This window comes from Arthrobacter sp. R1-13 (assembly GCF_054161475.1).
In genome coordinates this window covers 769,988-788,658 of record NZ_CP096420.1, presented here as the reverse complement: position 1 = coordinate 788,658, position 18,671 = coordinate 769,988, and the positions used below count along the sequence as shown (strand labels likewise).

Sequence of the window (18,671 nt, the reverse complement as noted above, 5' to 3'; positions counted from 1 at the left end):
CCCAAAAAGGGAGCCGCTCCTTTTCGTTTCTGGACTTCTTACGGTTCGAACTTGTAGCCAAGGCCCCGCACTGTTACCAGGTATCGCGGGTTCGACGGGTCCGGCTCGATTTTGCTGCGGAGTCGCTTGACGTGGACATCCAGGGTCTTGGTGTCGCCGACATAGTCGGAGCCCCACACGCGGTCAATCAGCTGCCCACGCGTCAGCACCCGGCCGGAGTTACGCAGGAGCATCTCCAGCAATTCAAACTCCTTCAGGGGAAGGGACACCTGGGCCCCGGACACGCTGACGACGTGCCGCTCCACGTCCATCCTGACCGGCCCGGCCTGCACTGTGTTGGAGATCAGCTCCTCGGGTTCCGCCTGCCGCCGGAGCACCGCCCGGACCCGGGCAACCAGTTCCCGTGATGAGTATGGCTTGGTGACATAGTCATCGGCCCCCAACTCCAGGCCCACCACCTTGTCGATCTCAGAATCTTTGGCAGTCAGCATAATCACAGGAACGCTGGAGCGTTGGCGGAGCTGGCGGCAGACTTCGGTGCCGGATTGACCGGGCAGCTGAAGGTCCAGCAGCACCAGGTCGGCGCCGTTGCGGTCGAATTCGGTGATGGCGTCCAAGCCGTTATCGACCACTTCCACTTCAAATCCTTCCTTACCCAGCAAGAAGGAAAGGGGGTCGCTGAACGATTCCTCGTCCTCAACAATCAGAATCCGGCTCAAGCACTGGCTCCTTGCTCATGGACGCCTGCGGCGTCGCGTCGTTGTTGTGTCTTTTGGCGGCCGGGCGCGGCTGCTTCGGTGGGCTTGGCGGAGTCAGCTGCATCGCCGTCGTCCTGCCCTTCCATTTCGGGAAGCCGCAAGGTGAACGTGGATCCTTGGCCGGGCTGGGACCAGAGCGTTACTTCGCCTCCGTGATTCGAGACGACATGTTTGACGATGCTAAGACCAAGGCCGGTGCCTCCGGTGTGGCGGGAGCGGGCCGCGTCAACACGGTAGAACCTCTCGAAAACCCTTTCCTGGTCCTCGGGTGAGAGTCCGTCGCCTTGATCGGTCACGGACACCGAGATGAGGCCATGGCTGGCTTTCACGCCGATGCCCACCCTGGTGTTCTCGGGGGAATAACGGATGGCGTTGTCGATCAAGTTCCGCAGCGCCGTGACCAACAGGTCCTGGTCACCGAAGACCATGGCTTCCACCCGTCCGCCGATCACGATTTCGATATTCTTGCTCTCGGCTGGCAACTGCGATCGGTCCACGGCCTCGGAGATCACTGAATTGATGTCCACCGGATGCCCCTGTTGGGCCACATTCGCGCCCTGCAGCCGGGATAGTTCGATGATGTCCTGCACTAGGGCCGCCAGCCGGGCTGATTCCTTATGCATCCTTTGCGCGAAGCGCCGCACAGCCTTCTCGTCGTCAGGTGAGGCTTCAAGCGCCTCCGCAAGCAGGGAGATGGCACCGACGGGAGTCTTCAGCTCATGCGAGACGTTTGCGACAAAGTCGTTGCGGATCTCTTCGGTCCTGGTGATTTCAGTGCGGTCGTCGGCCAGCAGCAATATGTACTCTTCGCCGAGCATTGCAGCCCTGAGCTGGACAATGATGGTGCCTTGCCCCAGTGGCCCGCGGGGCAGTTCCAGCTGTTCTTCCAGAATTACGCCGTCCCGCCGCACCCTGGCCGTCATGTCCAGCAACTGCTTATGCACGACGGTATGGCCGCGGACCAGCCCATAGGCATAGGCGGCTGGACTAGCGCGCACGACGCCGTCAATGGCATCGACCACAAGGAAGGCACGTCCAAGCACAGCAAGGACTTCCGCGGCCCCATCGGGCAGGGCCGGCTCATCGAAGTCGCCATCGACCAGTTTGCGCTGCTGCTCGCTGATCCGGAATGCGAGGACGCCAAAAATGCCCAACGACAGCCCGACCAGGCCGGCGATAACACCGATAAGCATAGGATCCACGGCTCCAGCTTATGCGGTACAACTCGTGGGAAACGGGCAATAGCTGCGATTGAGCCAGCGGTTCAGCTAACGTTCACTTATTGACGCCTAACAGTTCACCGGACGGTGACAGAGTTATCAGTTGGACTGCCGGAACGGTGACACGAAACCTGCCGGTCACACTGGTGGCTTGCACAGTTTCAAAGGAAAGGACGCCTAGTGCGTAAGGTTTTTCAGGAAGAGCTGACCCAGGTGGGCGTACAGCTCGTCGAAATCTCGAAGCTGGTCAGCGAGGCCATAGAGAAGGCGACGACGGCCTTTGAAGGCGCCGACGTCGACCTCGCCCAGGATGTTATCGCCGCCGACGCGCGGATCGATTTCCTGCAGAACAGCCTGGACGAGCGTGCCATCGACATCCTTGCACTGCAGGGGCCGGTAGCCAGCGACCTGCGGATGATAGTGGGTTCCCTTCGAATGAGCGCTTCGCTGGAACGCATGGGCGATCTCGCCAGGCATATTGCCCAGCTTGCCCGGCTTCGGTTCCCGGCCAACGTAATTCCAGACCAGCTGTCCGAGACCTTCAAGCATTTCGCCGAGCAGGACCTACTGATCGCGCGCAAGCTCACGGAGCTCCTGGAAACCCGCAACCTGGAAGTCGCCCGTGACATCCTCAAGGCCAACAGTGTGGTCAACGACCTCCACCTGAGCGTCTTCAAAGCGATTGCCCGGAGTGATTGGAACGAGTCCCCGGCGACTACCGTGGACGTCGCCCTCGCCAGCCGGTACTTCGAACGGTTCGCTGACCATGGCGTGTCGGTGGCCCAGAAGGTCACCTACCTTGTGACTGGCGCCTGGCAGCCGAACAGCTCAGAAAACGCCTGACTCTGCGCCCGTTGAGGGCAAGCAGAAAGTCCGACGGCGGGCGGTCCACTCAGTGGGCCGCCCGCCGTCCTTCGTTTAACTATTGCAAAGTCAGGATCCCGGCTGAGCTGCGTCCAGGACGACAGAGCAGCCAGCGGGATTCTCGACGAAGCGCTACCGCTTGCCCTGGTTGGCAACCGCCATGATGGACGCAGCTGCGGCGTCGGGGTCAAGGTAAGTGCCACCCGGGATCAGGGGCTGGAAGTCCTCATCCAGCTCATAAACCAAGGGAATGCCCGTGGGGATGTTGAGGCTCGCGATGTCCTCGTCGCTGATGCCGTCGAGGTGCTTGACCAGGGCCCGGAGCGAGTTGCCATGGGCGGTGACAAGAACGGTCTTGCCCTTCTTGAGGTCTTCCTTGATGTCCGATTCCCAGTAGGGCATCAGACGGATCAGGACATCCTTGAGGCACTCCGTGCGTGGCACGGCGTCGCCGAGCTCCGCGTACCGGGGGTCTCCAACCTGGGAGAATTCAGCGTTGGCGTCCAGCGGCGGCGGCGGAGTGTCGTAGGAACGGCGCCACATCATGAACTGCTCTTCGCCGTATTCAGCGAGGGTCTGGGCTTTGTCCTTGCCCTGCAGCGCGCCGTAGTGGCGTTCGTTGAGGCGCCAGTCGCGCTTGACGTCGATCCAGCCGCGATCGGCTTTGTCAAGTGCAAGATTGGCCGTGTTGATGGCGCGCTTCAGACGCGAGGTGTAAAGAATGTCCGGGAGAATATCGTTCTCTACCAGGAGCTCCCCGCCCCGAACTGCTTCCTCACGGCCTTGCTCGTTAAGGTCGACGTCCACCCAGCCGGTGAAAAGGTTTTTGGCGTTCCATTCGCTGTGGCCGTGGCGCAGCAGAATCAGCTTGTAAGTCATGGTTTTCATCCTAGCCGAGCAGCTATGCGTGCTGCCGAGCGTTACATCCCGTTGCCTGAAGGCCGTATACCCTTGCAGGGTGGTGCAGAAAGCAGAGCGGGTGATTGCACCCTTTGGAACCCGCGACCTAGCGGCTCCCTTGGCGCGGGCAGGAAATCAGCGGGCAGGAAAACCGGCGCGGGCAGGCAAGCCGATTGGCAACATCACCCGCGGCACCACCAATCCCAACCGCATGCGCCGCCTGGACCGCTGGCTTACCGGCCCCCAAGCATGGCGTCTGCGTTCCGCCGGGGATCCCCTCGTGGTCGATCTGGGGTACGGCGCAACGCCGGCAACCGCCGTCGAACTGTTTGACCGCCTGTCCACCGTCCGCCCCGACGTCCGTGTCTGGGGAATCGAGATTGAACCGGAACGGGTCCGGGCAGCCAGGGCCCTTGAACGGCCGGGCTTGGGTTTTGTGCTGGGTGGCTTTGAGCTCCCCGTTCAGGGCCGACCCGTACTGGTGCGCGCCTTCAATGTGCTGCGCCAATATGAAGAAGCCGACGTCGAAGGTATCTGGCGGCTGATGCAGGGCAGGCTTTCAGCGGGAGGGTTGTTCATCGACGGTACCTGCGACGAGATCGGACGGCGCGTCACCTGGATTGCGGTCGGCAGGCAGGGGCCTCTGAGTCTCAGTATTTCCTTGCGGTTCGGTAGCTTCGACCTGCCGTCAGAGGCTGCGGAACGATTGCCGAAAGCGCTGATTCACCGCAACGTTCCCGGTGAAGCGGTCCATGCGCTGCTCCAGGCTATGGACAAGGCCTGGCTTGATTCCGGACCGTTGCAGCCGTTTGGGCACCGGCAGCGCTGGATATCCATGTGCAGGGCACTCCGCGACGACGGGTGGCCGGTTCAGGATGGTGCGTCACGCTGGCGTTTGGGGGAAATTACCGTGGATTGGGAAGCTGTGGCTCCCGGACCCTGACCCTTACCAGGGACCGTAGGGGCCGGTGTTCCGGCTCCCGCCACGTCCCGCATCCTTAACGGCAGGGCGGACATCAGCCAGGTAAACAGAAGCGGCCGTGACCGCCGCGAGCCCGAAGAGGCCAAGGGTTCCGAAGAGGCCGCCACGGGGTCCTGTGAAGACCGACAATGCACCTATGGCAAACGCGACGCCGGTCATCCCAAGCCAGAACGTCTTGGTCCGCTTTGACACGGCTTCAAAGGCGTTGGCCCTGTGGCGGAGGCAATCGAAGAAAGCCCACGCCTCAATGCCGAAGGCAACAACGGCCAGGAGGAAGTACACTCCGTTTTCGACATACGCAATCATCAGTTTTCCGTCCACCACTCCAGCCTAATGGTCCAGAGCGTCCAGCGCCTGCGCCACGTCCGCCCAAAGGTCCTCCACATCCTCAATCCCCACACTCAACCGAAGGAGGTTATCCGGAACGCTTTCCGGCTCGGCGGTGTGGCGGCGGCGCCGTTCCATCAGGGATTCAACCCCGCCCAGGGACGTTGCCGGCAGCCACAAATCCAAGGCGGCAATGACCCGATCGGCCGCTTCCTCACCGCTAACCCCCGCCGACGCCGCGACCTGAACACTGATGATGGAGCCAAAGCCTTTCATCTGGGCCTTGGCCCGCTCGTGACCCGGGTCCGATTCCAGCCCGGGATACCGGATGCTTTCGATGCGCGGATGTTGGCCGAGACGTTCGGCCAACACGGCCGCTGATGCCTGGGACTTCCCGATCCGCAGGGCAAGAGTGCGCAGTCCCCGGAGTGCCAACCAGGCCTCAAAGGGCCCGGCGATCCCGCCGTGGATGGAACGGTGCTGCAGCAGCGTCTCCCTGAGACCGGCGTCGGACGTCACGAGGGCACCCAGCACCACGTCGGAGTGGCCGGCGAGGTACTTGGTCACCGAGTGAAGGACGACGTCGGATCCGAAGGCGAGCGGCTGCTGCACCAAAGGAGTGGAGAAAGTGTTGTCGGTAACCACCAGCGCACCCACAGCATGGGCGGCGTCGGCCAGGACTGCTATGTCGGCGATGCCAAGCATGGGATTCGTGGGGCTTTCCAGCCACAGCATATTGGCGGCCGATCCTCCGGCGGGTGACAGCTGTTCCTTAACTGCCTCTGTATCCGCTATATCCACGGTACGCAGTTTAATGAACCCCTTGCCTGCCAACTCCTGCGCCATCGCCAGTGAACCCGAGTAGCTATGGGTCGGCATGACCAGAATGCCTCCGGCCGGGATGAGTGAGAATGCCGAGCTGACTGCGGCGAGGCCCGAGGAGTACAGCAGGCCCGGGAGCTCAGCACCCTCCAACTGCCCCAAGGCCTCCTCGAACGGCTCCCAGGTGGGGTTGGAGTAGCGGCCATAGCCTCTGTCGCCGGATTCCACCGGGCCGGTGCCAAAGTAGGTGGAGGAGAGCACCACAGGAGGATTGACCGGTTCATTGCGTTCACGTGGTGGGCGCCCGGCGGCTACAACCACCGTTTCGGCTGAGAGCGCGGCGACCTGCTGTTGGGAGAGAGTCATGGAGAAAGCGTACGTCGGGTGTCCTCAGCGGCTAAATGAACCTTGGTGGCCTGCCTGGCGCAGCTTGTTGGGCCGGGAACGCTGTCGATAATTTCTTAGCCCTGATGTATATCCACTGATATAGATGTTTGTAGCACCGCATTGATCAAACAGACAAGAGTCCACCCGTTCACGTGTCTTGCGGGAGGCGAATTATGTCGTGCATTATCGGTAGGCTAGTCAAGTGACTACCCAGAGCCCCGGACTGTTCATCGCCTTCGAGGGCGGCGACGGCGCCGGCAAGTCAACCCAGGCGGCTGAGCTGGCCCGCACGCTGGAGGCAAGGGGCATGACCGTCTTGCGCACCCGCGAACCAGGCGGAACACCAATTGGGGAAAAACTCCGCTCCCTGGTGCTCGATCACGGACACGGCCACATTGACGCCCATACTGAAGCCCTGATTTTTGCCGCCTCCCGCGCGGCTCACGCCAGCCAGGTCATTCGGCCCGCCCTGGAGCGGGGTGAAACAGTTCTCACCGACCGGTACATAGATTCCTCGGTCGCGTATCAGGGTGCAGGGCGGTCCCTTGGCGCTGACGCTGTCCGCAGCCTCAATGAATGGGCCACCTCCGGTCTGCTTCCGGACCTGACCGTACTGCTCGACGTCGATCCCGGCGTCGGACGTCAACGCCGCACAGCGGGGGATGCTGCCGAAGACCGGCTGGAATCCGAAGCCGACGAGTTCCACGCACGAATCCGGGAAGCCTTCCTGAATCTTGCCTCTGCCCGTCCCGAACGCTACTTGGTCCTCCCCGCGCATCTGCCGGTGGGAGAACTTGCGGCCAGGATCCTGGCGAGCGTGGACGCTCTGCTGGCGACATCCCAGCGGAGTACCGCGTGAGTGTCTGGGATGACCTGCAGGGCCAGAGCGCGGTCGTCGACCAGCTGCGGCAGGCCGCCGAGGGTGACGGTTTGACGCACGCCTGGCTATTTACGGGACCACCGGGGTCCGGCCGCTCCAATGCCGCCAAGGCGTTCGCGGCCGCACTGAACTGCGACCAGGAAGATGTCACCAAGCGCGGCTGCGGCACCTGCGCGGCCTGCCGGACCATTCTGGGCGAGACGCATTCAGACGTAACTTTCGTCCGCACCGACAAAGTCACCATCACTATCCAGGAGTCGCGCGAGCTGGTCGCCAAGGCCGGCAACAGGCCATCCTCCGGTCGGTGGCGGGTCATCGTCGTCGAAGACGCAGACCGCATGGCGGAACGCACCACCAACGTGCTTCTCAAGGCCATCGAGGAGCCCACGCCCCGCACCATCTGGATGCTGTGCGCCCCCTCCCCCGCTGATGTCCTGGTCACTATCCGCTCCCGTTGCCGTCCCGTAGCGTTGCGCCTCCCGCCGGCGGCGGATGTTGCCGCCCTCCTGGTGAAGCGCGACGGCGTCGAGCCGGGACTCGCCGAACGGGCGGCTCGCGGGGCCCAGAGCCATGTGGGAATCGCGAGGCGGCTGGCCCGGGATCCGCAGGCACGGGAGCGGCGGCTGGAGACCGTTCGTTTCCCTTTGGGCCTGCGCGGGATAACGGCTGCAATCCTCATGGCCGAGAAACTCGTCAAGATTGCCACGGAGGAAGCCAACAGCTCCAACGAGGAGCGCGATGCCGCGGAAAAAACCGCCCTCCTGGCGACGCTCGGCGCACCCGAAACCGGAACTCTGCCCCCGGCTATGAGGAGCCAGGTCAAGCAGCTCGAGGATGATCAGAAGCGGCGGGCCAAGCGGTCCATTACGGATTCCCTTGACCGTACGCTCACCGATCTGCTGTCCTTCTACCGCGATGTGCTCATTATCCAGATGGGGAACGCCGTGGAACTGGTGAACGTTGAGTTGAGGAGTGAGCTGGAGGAATTCGCGGCCCGCTCCAGCGCCGAAGCAACCCTCATAAGGATGGAAGCCATCAACAAGGCCCGCAATCGAATTACCACCACCAACGCGGCGCCTCTCCTGGCAGTCGAGTCCATGGCCGCAAGCCTCATCTGATTCAGCCAGGCGTCCGCTGACAGCGGAGCATACAGTGAGCCTTCCCGGCCGGCACGGCCGATCGGGGCAGGCCGATATTTTGAAGGAGAACCGCATGAAGCCTGCACGACGCCTGCCCGCACCACCCAGATCGGTGGTGACCGCAGCGCGGACTGCCGGCGCGATGGCGCTGGTTCTGCTGCTGGCATCGTGCAGCTACTTCGGACAGCCCAAGGACTCGAAGCGGGATGACGCTGCAGGACAGGCTGACCCCGCCATCATCGACGCAGCCCCGGCAGAACTGCGTACATACTATGGGCAGCGTGTCTCGTGGACATCGTGCGAGGAGCAATTCCAGTGCGCCACAGTGAAAGTGCCTTTGGATTACAACCGGCCCGAAGGCGAAAGCATCGAGATCGCCGCCTTGCGCCTGCCTGCCAAGGGCAACAAGAAGGGGAGCCTGCTGGTGAACCCCGGCGGCCCCGGCGGTTCCGGCTATGACTTCGTCAAGGATTCTGGGGCCACCAACATCTCTGACCGCGTCCGGTCCAACTACGATCTTGTGGGTTTTGACCCCCGCGGTGTGAAACGCTCTGCCCCGGTCACCTGTCTCACTGACCAGGAACGTGACGCCGTCGCGCAGCAAAACTACAATCTGGACCTTGACGCCGATCTGCAGGCCTACCTTGAGGCCAACAAGGCAACAATCGCCAAGTGCGTTGAGAAGACCGGCCCGGTTCTGGCCCATATCGATACCATCAGCGCAGCCAAGGACCTGGATATCCTCCGGGCAGTGGTAAATGACAGCAAGCTCAACTACCTCGGCTACTCATACGGCACCTTCCTCGGCTCCACTTATGCCTCCCTTTTCCCCGACAACGTTGGGCGCGTGGTGCTCGACGGAGCCCTGGACCCATCGCTGAGCAACGAGGAACTTACCCGCGGACAGGCACGTGCTTTCGAGAAGGCCATCCGCGCCTACGTTTCAAGCTGCCTCCAGCAACAGGGCTGCCCCGTGACGGGAACCGTGGATACAGCCGTGCAGGAGATTCGTGACCTCATCCAGAGCGTCGCCGCCAATCCGCGCCAGGCAAAGGATGGCCGCGTTGTCACGGGCTCGACATTTGTGAGCGGCTTCATCCTGCCCTTCTACAACGACGACAACTGGCCGCTGCTGACAAAGGCCCTCGACGACGCCATGAAGGGCGACGCGTCAACCATGCAGCAGCTCGCGGACTTCGGCGCTGACAGGAATCCTGACGGCACTTACTCTTCGAACAGCGGCTTCGCCTTCACCGCAATCAACTGCCTTGACTACCCCATGGTCACAGACACCGAGGGCATGCGGGCGGAGGAACAGTTACTGAAGCAGGATTCACCCACACTGGGCTATTTCTTCGCGTACGGCGGCACCAACTGCAAGGACTGGCCATACAAGAACGTCCGAACGCCGGCACCAGTGGAATACCCCGGTTCCGCTCCCATCGTCGTCGTCGGCACCACCGGTGACCCCGCGACGCCGGTTGAATGGGCAGAAGCCCTGCGCAAGCAACTCGGAAATGCCTCACTGGTGACCTGGAAGGGCGAGGGCCACACGGCTTACGGGCGGTCCAACAGCTGCGTAGAGGACGCAGTGGACCTCTATCTCATTGACGGCAAATCCCCGGTGGACAACACCGTCTGCTGAAACTGGTTGCTGAAACTTCCAAAACCCCCGTCACGTTCCGGCCTGCAGATGCTCTTACTAGTTAGACGGGCTTCAAACCGTCTGTAATGGGAGCTGTTTTGCGACTGGGGCGGCCTAAACATGGGGGGCCGCTTTAATCGTAGAAGGTCCGGAGCCAGGTAATCAGGCTCCGGACCTGCTTCATTTTGACCCGGAACCTTGAACTCGATTACAGTTGTTTCTTGCATGATCCGGCCGGTTCGTCCGGCTGAGTTCGTGCGGTGCTTCCTTAGCTCAGTCGGTAGAGCGTTTCACTCGTAATGAAAAGGTCATCAGTTCGATTCTGATAGGAAGCTCGAAAAAGACCCCGTCGTTCCAAGGAACCGGCGGGGTTTATTTTTCACCTGACCCATACTGACCCCCTGAATATCGACGGCAAACAAAAAACTCCACCGGTACACTCGGAGCAGAAGCACCAACAGGGGGGGTCTTCATGTACAGAATTCCGTGTGTGGCAGTCTACGGAGCGGCTACCGGCCCGGTACTTGCCTTCCTGCTGCGGGCAGGCCGAAGCCGCGAGAAGCTGCAGGAGTTGGGCCCGTGAGCTTCTTCCAGGATCTGCCTCAGCCACCAGAGCGTCCCCGGGCTCCCCGGCACGTGACCCCGGTGTGGCTTGCACCCCCGGCAAATGAACTTCCTGGTGTCTTCCACGTCGGAAAGTTCCTCCATCGCGCGCCCGGTTTCGTGATGGCGGTCAAAAGCGCTGAGGTCTTCTCGACCGGGTGCGCGATCCATGTTGTTTGGACCGTCCGCAGGACTAACGAAAGCGACCGGGAGTGGGCTTCAGCGAATGGGCGGTTTTTCCGGCATCCTGCACCGGGACCGGGTTACGTGGAGGATCCCGACTCGACGCTTCTCTTCGGAGTAGCTTTTCCTGACGGCCGGAAAACCACGTCGACGCACATCAGGCCGGGAATGTTCGACGGGAGCGAACCGGTTACCGGCCCGGTCCTGATGGCCAGCGGTGAAGGCGGCAGTGGCAGCGAGGACGAGCTTATAGGTTCCGCAAGGTTATGGGTGTGGCCGCTGCTGGAAGACGGCGACCTTCGGCTCGTGGCGCAATGGAAAGAAGCCGGAATGCCGGAACAATCCATCCTTCTCGAAGGCCAAAAAATCGCGGCTGCAGCCCGGGACGTCCAAGCGTACTGAGAGCTTGGCCAACTCCCTACCGCGGACACCTTTACATCTCTGCTTCTCCTCGCCCACAATGAGTCGCATCAGCCAGCACTGGGCCAGCAGCGCGCTGTCACTCAATACATGCCACATCAAAGGGGCCATGACATGGATGACAACACAGATGTTAAAGAGGCGGACCGGGCGCTGAAGCAAAAGCACCGGGCCATGTGGGCCCAGGGCGACTACCCGGCCCTGGCCAGTGAACTGATTCCGGACCTCGGGGCCATCCTCGTCGACACCTGCGGAATCAAGCCCGGTCAGCGGGTCCTGGACGTTGCCGCGGGCGCAGGCAATGCCGCTATTCCCGCCGCGATGATGGGCGCCCGGGTAGTGGCCAGCGACCTCACACCGGAACTCTTCGACGCCGGCCGCCACTTGGCAGCCGATCGCGGCGTCGAGCTGGAATGGATCGAAGGTGACGCCGAGGCCCTGCCGTTCGAGGACAACGAGTTCGACGTGGTTATGTCCTGCCTGGGTGTCATGTTTGCGCCACGCCACCAGGCGGGCGCGGACGAGCTGGTCCGGGTATGCAAGCCCGGCGGGACCATCGGACTGTTGAGCTGGACGCCCGAGGGGTTCCTCGGGAAGATGTTGGCAACGATGAAGCCGTTCGCTCCCCCGCCTCCACCAGGCGCCCAACCCCCTCCCCTCTGGGGCAGCGAGGACCACGTTCGGGAGCTCTTCGGCGACAGAATCACAGACGTCCAGGCCCGCAAGCAGACGGTGACCATCCGGACCTTCCACAGGCCGGAGGACTTCCTTCATTACTTCAAGTCCCACTACGGCCCCACAATCTCCGTCTACAAATCCCTGGGGGACGACGCTGAGAAGGTCAACGCATTGGACAAGGCCCTCACGGAGCTGGCCGAGGCTTTTAGCGACACCCACGGCGATTCGTCGTCGCAGATGGAGTGGGAATACCTGCTGTTCACCGCCAAGAAAGCCCGCAACGGAGTTTAATCCTGCAGGTCACTTATCCCGGTGATGTAGGCAACGGTGGCCGGTCCAGGGCTTCCGTCGAACGTGTAAGCGTAGTCGACATAGGAGCCCCCTGGGTGGGCGCCCCAGCCACGAACTGATCCGTCATTCAACAGTGCAAACGTACTTACGCCTTCGGTGCTCTTCACTTCCTTCACATGGGTCAGCCCCAGTACCGGCGTGGGCACAGCTACGTCCGTCTCGTCCCCGCCCGTTCCAAGCAGGATCTTGGCGTGGTAACCCCAGGCTCGGACGGTCCCGTCATTCAGAACTACGAAGGAATTGTTCCGGTTGCAGGTAATGTCCTTCGCGTTTTTGATACCGATAGGCTCAACCGGCAGCATGCTTGTGGTTGTAGTTCCATCGCCAAGCCGCCCGCTCCCGTTCCAGCCCCAGGTTCGGACCGTTCCATCACCCATTAGCGCGCACCCGACAGCTCCAGTGGAGATTTTTCGTGCCCCAAAAAGTTGGGGAACCTCCACTGGCGAGGAGCTGCCTTGGTACGAGCCGTCACCAAGAGGCGAGTTGCCCCAACCCTTTACCGTTCCGTCCGCAAGGAACGCATAGACGTTGCGGCCTTCAGCGGAGACCTCCCTGACGCCCGCCAAACCCTGGATTTCGACGGGGGTGGACGTGGGGCTGTACCCTGTGCCCCGCATTCCCCAGGCCTTGACCGTCCCGTCGTTCATCAGCGCATGGACAGTGGAGTCATCGACTGCAATGGACTGAACACCGGTTAGGCCGGGAACCTCGGCAGGTATGGACCTCGTGGTTGTGGAGTTAGCGCCCGTACTGGTGCCATCACCAAGCTGTCCATACTGGTTCTGACCCCAGGCCCACACAGTTCCGTCGTTTCGCACCGCATAGGCGTTGGCAACGTCGATTGCCACCTGCTTTACGTCTGTGAGCCCCTTTGCCTGCACCGGCAAGCTGCTATGGGTAACAGTTCCGTTGCCGAGCACACCGGTCGTGTTGTAACCCCAGCCCCATACGGTCCCATCCTTGAGTCTGGCCAGCTTTGTGCCGGTTCCGGTGACGGAAGCAACACCGGCAAGTCCCTTGACTTTTGATGGGTAGTCATGGGCGGTGGTTGTTCCGTTGCCGAGCTCGCCGTAAGTATTCCGTCCCCAGGTATAGACCGCATCGATTGGCGTCCCCGCCACAAAGTAGCCGGCTGAGTCGGCGATGAGGTGCACCGGAAAGTCGGAGTTGTTGGTCAGTAAGATGGTGCCGTCGCTCCCCACGAGGGTGTTGACGAGGTTAGGTACGGTCTGGCCCCGTACGAAGTTCAGGTTTGATGTGTCTGGCTTGTGTGTCCCACCCGGGTAGACGGTAATATTCCCGGCAGATCCGGGGCTGGTGACCGTGACATTGAGTGCCATGGCTGCAACGCCGACGGCCGGTATTCCGCCCCGGCCGGTGACCTTCACACGAATGGTTCGATGTGCCTCAACAGCCGAATTGTAGCGGGTATCCAATTGCCGGAAAGGCGTGCGGGCAGCGAAGGCGCCTGCTTCCGCGGCGGTACCGGCGAGGTAATACCCTGCGGTGTCTGCCAGGAGGTGGACCGTTGAGTTCGAGTTGTTCGTGAGAGCAATGGTTCCGTCAGCTCCGACAGGACTCTGGACGAAGTTGGGTACCGTCTGGCCCGCTACGAAGTTGAGATTGGAAGTTCCCGGCTGGGACGTACCGCCGGCATAAACAGTGACGTTTCCGGCGGTTCCCGGGTTGGTCACCGTGACGTTTACGGCCACTGCCGAAACACCCGAGACGGGAATCCCCCCGCGGCCGGTGACTTTGACACGCATCGTTGCCCACGGTGCGATGGCATTGTTGTAGCGCGTGTCCAGCTGCCTGAAAGGAGTCTGCGAGGAGAATGCTCCGGGGTTCGTGACGGCACCGCCCAGGTAATAGCCTGAACTGTCCGCGATGAGGTCCACGTTGGAATTCGAATTGTTGGTAAGGGCGATGGTGCCGTCCGAGCCAATAGGAGAGATGACGAGGTTAGGGACTGTCTGGCCTGTGTTGAAGTTGAGGTTTGACGTACCTGGCTGTGCAGTGCCGCCGGCGTAGACGGTGATGTTGCCCGCTTGCCCCGTGTTGGTGACCGTGACGTTCAGTGCAACGGCGGACACCCCGGAGGCAGGAACTCCGCCCTGGCCCGTCACCTTGACCCGAATGGTCCCCCAAGCAGGAACAGGACGGCTGAATCCACCGCGCCCAGTACGCGTGTCCAGCTGCCGATAAGGCGTCACCGAGACAAAGGCCCCTGGAACGGCAGGATCAGGCCTGCCACCGAGAACGGCAATATTGTCGGAGTCGCTGCCATCGGCGTTCGCCGCACCGGACACTGCAATGGAAGTGCCGAGCAAGGCCAGAATGACGGCCGCCCAAAGAACAAGCCTGAAAACGAATGCGCGCACGAAGGTCCCCCCGCCAAGCGACCGCGGAGTGCCGTCGTTATCGCAGAGTATAGCCTGTGAGCGCCAACAATGCTCCACTCTGTGCGAGACAGAGGAAAGGCTGGTTGGTCATGCGTGAGCTATGCGGACGGTTCCTCGACCTTTACAGCGGAGATCTCAAACTCAAGCGTGATTTTGTCGGAGATCAGGACTCCGCCGGAGTCCAGCGCCGCGTTCCAGGTCAGGCCGAAGTCCTGCCTGTCAATCCGGCGCGACCCTTCAAATCCCGCGCGGAGGTTGCCCATCGGGTCACGTTCGACTCCCATGAAGTCCAACGGGATCGCGATGTCCTTCGTCACGCCGCGGATAGTGACATCACCGCCCACAATAAAGTGGCCGTCGTCGACCTGGTCCACGCGGTTGCTTGAGAACGTGATCTCCGGAAACTGCGGTGCGTCAAAGAACTCGTTAGTGCGCAGGTGCTGGTCCCGGTCCGCGTTGCGAGTATCGATGCTGCCCACCTGGATGGTCATGCGTGCGGAGGAACGCTCAGGGTTTTCGCCGTCGACATCGATGACGCCCTCAAAATCATTGAACGCCCCGCGGACCTTGGTGACCATTGCGTGGCGGGTGGAAAACCCGATGCGGGTGTGGGTGGGGTCAAAGCGCCACGTGCCCGAAAAGTTCGATGATATTTCAGCCATTGGAGTGCCTCCTGTGCAGGCGTGCCGGCACAGGGACTGTGCTGCGGAAAGGTGTAGCAACAGTAACAGACCGCCGTCCCTCGCCTGTTGGGACGACCGCACTGCCGCTAAACGTTACGCCCCGGATCCCTGCCCGGAGCCTGGCAGTTGCACACCTCTGAGAGGCCTGGAAATATCGTACGGCCCGGACGGGTTGGAGCGTTTGAGTGCACCACCGCCTCAACAGGGAATCGAGACACATGAAATTGTTTTCACTGCTCAGGGAGGACCTGCTGGCAGCACGGTCCCAAGATCCCGCTGCGACGAGCGCGGCTGAGGTAGGCCTGCTCTACTCAGGGGTGCATGCCTTGTGGATGTACCGGCTGACGCATCTCCTCTGGCAAAGGCCCAGGACAAGGGGTATAGCCCGCCTGCTTTCGCAGGCAACTCGTGCTTTGACGGGCATTGGGATACATCCGGGCGCTTCAGTTGGGCGTCGTCTCTTCATCGACCACGGGACTGGTGTTGTGATTGGTGAAACAGCCGTTATCGGCGACGACGTCCTCATCTACCAGGGTGTAACTCTCGGCGGGAAGGCCCTGGACCAGGAGAAACGTCATCCGACTATTGGCGACAGGGTCATGCTGGGTTCTGGTGCAAAAGTGCTCGGCCCGGTGGTGGTCGGAAGTGATTCGGCGATCGGCGCAAATGCTGTTGTTGTTACCGATATCCCCGGGGGTGCGATCGCCGTGGGCATACCGGCTCACTGGCGCTTTCGTGATGCAAATGAAGTTGTCCCCCGGGATGTCTTCATTGATCCGGTACTCCTGACCTGATGTGTCACTTCTTCGGCCGACCCATTCCAACACCTACGCGATGGGATGGATTAATGGGGCACAATGAACCCATGTGCGGCCGATACGTGATGTCCCGAGCCACCGGCGATCTCCTCGCATACTTTGATGCCCAGGAAGCCGAAGGACGCCCAGCACCTCCCAGCTGGAATGTGGCGCCCACCAATGACGTCCCCATCATCACTGAAAAACCCGCCGAGGAAGCCCCGAAGCGCCGTCTCCTAATTGCCAAGTGGGGACTGGTGCCGTCCTGGGCCAAGGACACGAAGATCGGCTCCAAGCTCATCAATGCCCGGAGCGAAACCATCCTGGATAAACCTGCGTTCAGGAAGGCCGCCATCAAGCGCAGGGCACTTATTCCCGCCGAGGGGTATTACGAGTGGGAGAAGACAGAGGATGGCAAGAAAATCCCCAACTACCTCTACTCCCAGGACGATGAACTCCTGGCCTTCGCGGGACTCTACGAGTTCTGGCCGGATCCGGCCTTGCCCGAGGACGACCCAAACAGATGGCTGCTCACGTTCACAGTGCTGACCACCACTGCTCAAGATTCCCTTGGCCATGTCCATGACAGATCACCCGTTATCGTTCCGCGGGAGATGTTCGCAGACTGGCTGAACCCGGAACTGAGTGACAAGGAAGAAGTGCAGCAATTGCTGGATTCCATGCCTGAGCCGGTCCTCACTCCGCGGATTGTGAGCGACCGGGTGAACAGTGTGCGCAACAACGGCCCCGAGCTCATCGATCCAGCCGATTGAGGCCGGATGAGGCCTTTGGCTTAGTCGGATGAGGCTTCGGCCTCAACTGGATGGGTTGGTGGTCCTGTCCTCCTCCGCAACCAGTCCTAGGGCGATGGCTGCGGGACCTCACAATTGATCTGAGGGTTAGCCCCGACATAATTCAGTGGACCAGCGACGATAGTCACCGCAATGGTTCCTGCCTCAGCGCACGTAGCAGGTGAGCCGGCGAAATATCCTCGCTGTGCACACGCCGCCACGCCGATTGCCAGCCAGAGTACGAGCAAGATCCCGACAATACGCATGTTGTCCTCCAATGCCAGACGGTACCTCACTCCGAATTATCCTCCCGAATGGAGAAAAGCCCTAGGCATATGGCCCCCAAAAACCGGCTTACTGGCAGGATGGGCCAGCCCTTACCTCCGCGGCTCCGGAATGAACCTATGATGCTCGCATGGGAGAGAAGCAGCTGATGGACCAACGGCTGGCCGAGATAGCCCAAGAACTCTATGGGCTGCCTCTGGAGGAGTTTGTGGCAGCACGCACAGCGGCCGCCAAATCCGCGGACAGGGAGATGGCGACGATTATTCGTGGCCTTCCTAAACCTTCCGCAGCGGCCTGGGCTGTGAATATGTTCGCGCGGCATGATCCTGATTCTGTCCGCCAGCTCAGCGAATTGGGCCAGTCCATGCGTGCCGCCCAGGACAGCCTTGATGCGGTGGCCATGCGGGAGCTTGGCCAGGAGCGCCGGCGCCTGCTATCCGAGGTCATGGACACTGTCCGTACCGCTGCCGAACAGCGCGGCAGGAAAATAAGTGACGCCGTGGCCACGGAAGTGGAGGAGACTCTGCGGGCGGCCACCGCTGACAGCGGTGCTGCCGCTGCCGTCCGAAGCGGCCAATTGCTGAAGGTTCTGTCATCCGACGGCGTCGATCAGGTGGACCTCGACGGCGCCGTTGCGGTTCCTCAGGTGCTGACCGATGCGCTACAAAGTGAGACGCGGAATGAGGGCAAGGGTCAACGTCGGCCCGAGCCTGCGACGACGATCATAGCCGGGCAACGATCGGCAAAGCGAGGCGGCCAGGATCGCGCTCGGGATAGCGCCGAGCGAAACGTTAGGCGGGCGGATGGACGAGCGGACAAGCCTCGCCTCCAGGCAGTCCAGCCGACGCGTCGGCCCGCCTTGCCTTCTGCCCTTGAGAAAGCCCTCGCTTCCCTTGCCGAGGCCGAAGCCGTGACACGCTCGGCAGGTGAGGACGCCGCAGCAGCTGAAAACCGCCTGGAGGAGGTGGAGGCGGAATTGGGCCGGCTTGCCGAACGATCACGGAAGCTCAGGGAGGAACTAAAAAACCTCGACCGTGAGCTCGATAGGGTCCGCAAGGAGCGTGAAACGGCAGCCATCGAAACCCAGCAGGCCAGCCGGGCGGCCGACAAGGGACGGCGGACGGAAGAGTTGGCCCGCCAGCGCGTACTGCGGCTTCGCAACACGCAGAACTGAAATCTCTAAATTGTCGGAGCCCCGCTTCACACTGGATTCATGAACAGGAAACAGATCAACAGCATTGAAGTCAACGGCGCGGAACCGCTGGCTGCCGCAAACGCTGGCGACGCCGCGGGCGGGCAGGAGTTCCATGTCACTTTCTACAATTCCCAGCACGGACGCGTCAGCACTGAAATTTTCGACGACGCCGCCAGCGCCGAGCGCTTCGCGGCCCGGATGATCTGCGAGGAGGACGATTGGGCAATTGTCGATCCAGTCCCGCTGCAGCAGAACCGGATCGCGGCATAAGAATATTGCTTATGCCATCTTGAACATCGCGGCATGAAAAGGGTCCCGTGCACCCAGGCACGGGACCCTCTCAAGTCAGATGGCCCCAG

Annotated in this window: 18 protein-coding genes and 1 tRNA gene; 12 read left to right on the top strand and 7 right to left on the bottom strand. The window is 61.6% G+C overall.

The window, feature by feature from the left end:
* Positions 1-38: 38 nt before the first annotated feature.
* Positions 39-719, bottom strand: a complete 681-nt coding sequence (locus M1D88_RS03885) for a response regulator transcription factor (RefSeq protein WP_247048839.1) — start codon at positions 717-719, stop codon at positions 39-41.
* The gene (locus M1D88_RS03880) at positions 716-1,951 is read right to left on the bottom strand and encodes a sensor histidine kinase (protein ID WP_458114417.1); all 1,236 of its coding nucleotides are present in this window, start codon (positions 1,949-1,951) and stop codon (positions 716-718) included. Before M1D88_RS03880 ends, M1D88_RS03885 begins: the two co-directional genes overlap by 4 nt.
* 207 nt (positions 1,952-2,158) lie before the next feature.
* Between M1D88_RS03880 and phoU the strand changes: the two genes are divergently transcribed.
* Positions 2,159-2,821 carry a phosphate signaling complex protein PhoU gene (gene phoU, locus M1D88_RS03875; protein ID WP_458113282.1) on the top strand — a complete coding sequence of 221 codons (663 nt, stop codon included), beginning with the start codon at positions 2,159-2,161 and terminating at the stop codon, positions 2,819-2,821.
* Positions 2,822-2,974: 153 nt separating this feature from the next.
* Here the strand turns inward: phoU and M1D88_RS03870 are convergent, their stop codons facing one another.
* Complete coding sequence (locus M1D88_RS03870; RefSeq protein WP_458113281.1) at positions 2,975-3,721, bottom strand: phosphoglyceromutase; 747 nt, start codon at positions 3,719-3,721, stop codon at positions 2,975-2,977.
* Between the two features lie 79 nt (positions 3,722-3,800).
* Here M1D88_RS03870 and M1D88_RS03865 point away from each other — a divergent pair, with 79 nt between their 5' ends.
* Positions 3,801-4,685 (top strand): class I SAM-dependent methyltransferase, encoded by an 885-nt coding sequence (locus M1D88_RS03865; RefSeq protein WP_458113280.1) that lies wholly within the window; start codon positions 3,801-3,803, stop codon positions 4,683-4,685.
* Between the two features lie 3 nt (positions 4,686-4,688).
* Here M1D88_RS03865 and M1D88_RS03860 read toward each other — a convergent pair whose 3' ends face one another.
* Both M1D88_RS03860 and M1D88_RS03855 read right to left on the bottom strand, forming a co-directional pair.
* The gene (locus M1D88_RS03860; protein ID WP_458113279.1) at positions 4,689-5,045 is read right to left on the bottom strand and encodes a DUF2516 family protein; all 357 of its coding nucleotides are present in this window, start codon (positions 5,043-5,045) and stop codon (positions 4,689-4,691) included.
* 9 nt (positions 5,046-5,054) lie between these two features.
* On the bottom strand, positions 5,055-6,239 hold the full coding sequence (locus tag M1D88_RS03855) for a trans-sulfuration enzyme family protein (protein ID WP_458113278.1): 1,185 nt from the start codon (positions 6,237-6,239) through the stop codon (positions 5,055-5,057).
* Positions 6,240-6,462: 223 nt separating this feature from the next.
* On the opposite strand from M1D88_RS03855, the gene tmk reads away from it, so the two are divergent.
* The 6 genes from tmk to M1D88_RS03825 all read left to right on the top strand — a co-directional run bounded on the left by tmk (position 6,463) and on the right by M1D88_RS03825 (position 12,099).
* Positions 6,463-7,119 carry a dTMP kinase gene (gene tmk / locus M1D88_RS03850; RefSeq protein ID WP_458113277.1) on the top strand — a complete coding sequence of 219 codons (657 nt, stop codon included), beginning with the start codon at positions 6,463-6,465 and terminating at the stop codon, positions 7,117-7,119.
* On the top strand, positions 7,116-8,258 hold the full coding sequence (locus tag M1D88_RS03845) for a DNA polymerase III subunit delta' (protein WP_458113276.1): 1,143 nt from the start codon (positions 7,116-7,118) through the stop codon (positions 8,256-8,258). The genes tmk and M1D88_RS03845 overlap by 4 nt, the downstream gene beginning before the upstream one ends.
* A 94-nt stretch (positions 8,259-8,352) precedes the next feature.
* Entirely contained in the window at positions 8,353-9,924 is a 1,572-nt protein-coding gene (locus tag M1D88_RS03840; RefSeq protein WP_458113275.1) for an alpha/beta hydrolase, read from the top strand.
* A 262-nt stretch (positions 9,925-10,186) separates the two neighbouring features.
* Positions 10,187-10,259: transfer RNA gene (locus M1D88_RS03835), tRNA-Thr, on the top strand.
* Positions 10,260-10,503: 244 nt separating this feature from the next.
* The gene (locus M1D88_RS03830; protein ID WP_458113274.1) at positions 10,504-11,112 is read left to right on the top strand and encodes a hypothetical protein; all 609 of its coding nucleotides are present in this window, start codon (positions 10,504-10,506) and stop codon (positions 11,110-11,112) included.
* Positions 11,113-11,244: 132 nt separating this feature from the next.
* Entirely contained in the window at positions 11,245-12,099 is an 855-nt protein-coding gene (locus tag M1D88_RS03825) for a class I SAM-dependent methyltransferase (protein ID WP_458113273.1), read from the top strand.
* Here M1D88_RS03825 and M1D88_RS03820 read toward each other — a convergent pair.
* Together M1D88_RS03820 and M1D88_RS03815 are read right to left on the bottom strand one after the other, a co-directional pair.
* On the bottom strand, positions 12,096-14,540 hold the full coding sequence (locus M1D88_RS03820; RefSeq protein WP_458113272.1) for a hypothetical protein: 2,445 nt from the start codon (positions 14,538-14,540) through the stop codon (positions 12,096-12,098). The two genes, M1D88_RS03825 and M1D88_RS03820, sit on opposite strands and share 4 nt — an antisense overlap.
* Before the next feature lie 119 nt (positions 14,541-14,659).
* A complete protein-coding gene (locus M1D88_RS03815) occupies positions 14,660-15,223 on the bottom strand; it encodes a YceI family protein (RefSeq protein ID WP_458113271.1) in 564 nt (187 codons plus the stop codon).
* A 239-nt stretch (positions 15,224-15,462) separates the two neighbouring features.
* On the opposite strand from M1D88_RS03815, the gene epsC reads away from it, so the two are divergent.
* The 4 genes from epsC to M1D88_RS03795 all read left to right on the top strand — a co-directional run bounded on the left by epsC (position 15,463) and on the right by M1D88_RS03795 (position 18,582).
* Positions 15,463-16,038, top strand: a complete 576-nt coding sequence (gene epsC / locus M1D88_RS03810; protein WP_458113270.1) for a serine O-acetyltransferase EpsC — start codon at positions 15,463-15,465, stop codon at positions 16,036-16,038.
* A gap of 89 nt (positions 16,039-16,127) precedes the next feature.
* Positions 16,128-16,814: an SOS response-associated peptidase gene (locus tag M1D88_RS03805; protein ID WP_458114416.1), complete on the top strand. Its 687-nt coding sequence runs from the start codon at positions 16,128-16,130 to the stop codon at positions 16,812-16,814.
* Positions 16,815-17,247: 433 nt separating this feature from the next.
* Entirely contained in the window at positions 17,248-18,291 is a 1,044-nt protein-coding gene (locus M1D88_RS03800) for a hypothetical protein (protein WP_458113269.1), read from the top strand.
* Between the two features lie 39 nt (positions 18,292-18,330).
* Complete coding sequence (locus tag M1D88_RS03795; protein WP_458113268.1) at positions 18,331-18,582, top strand: hypothetical protein; 252 nt, start codon at positions 18,331-18,333, stop codon at positions 18,580-18,582.
* Positions 18,583-18,671: the final 89 nt, after the last annotated feature.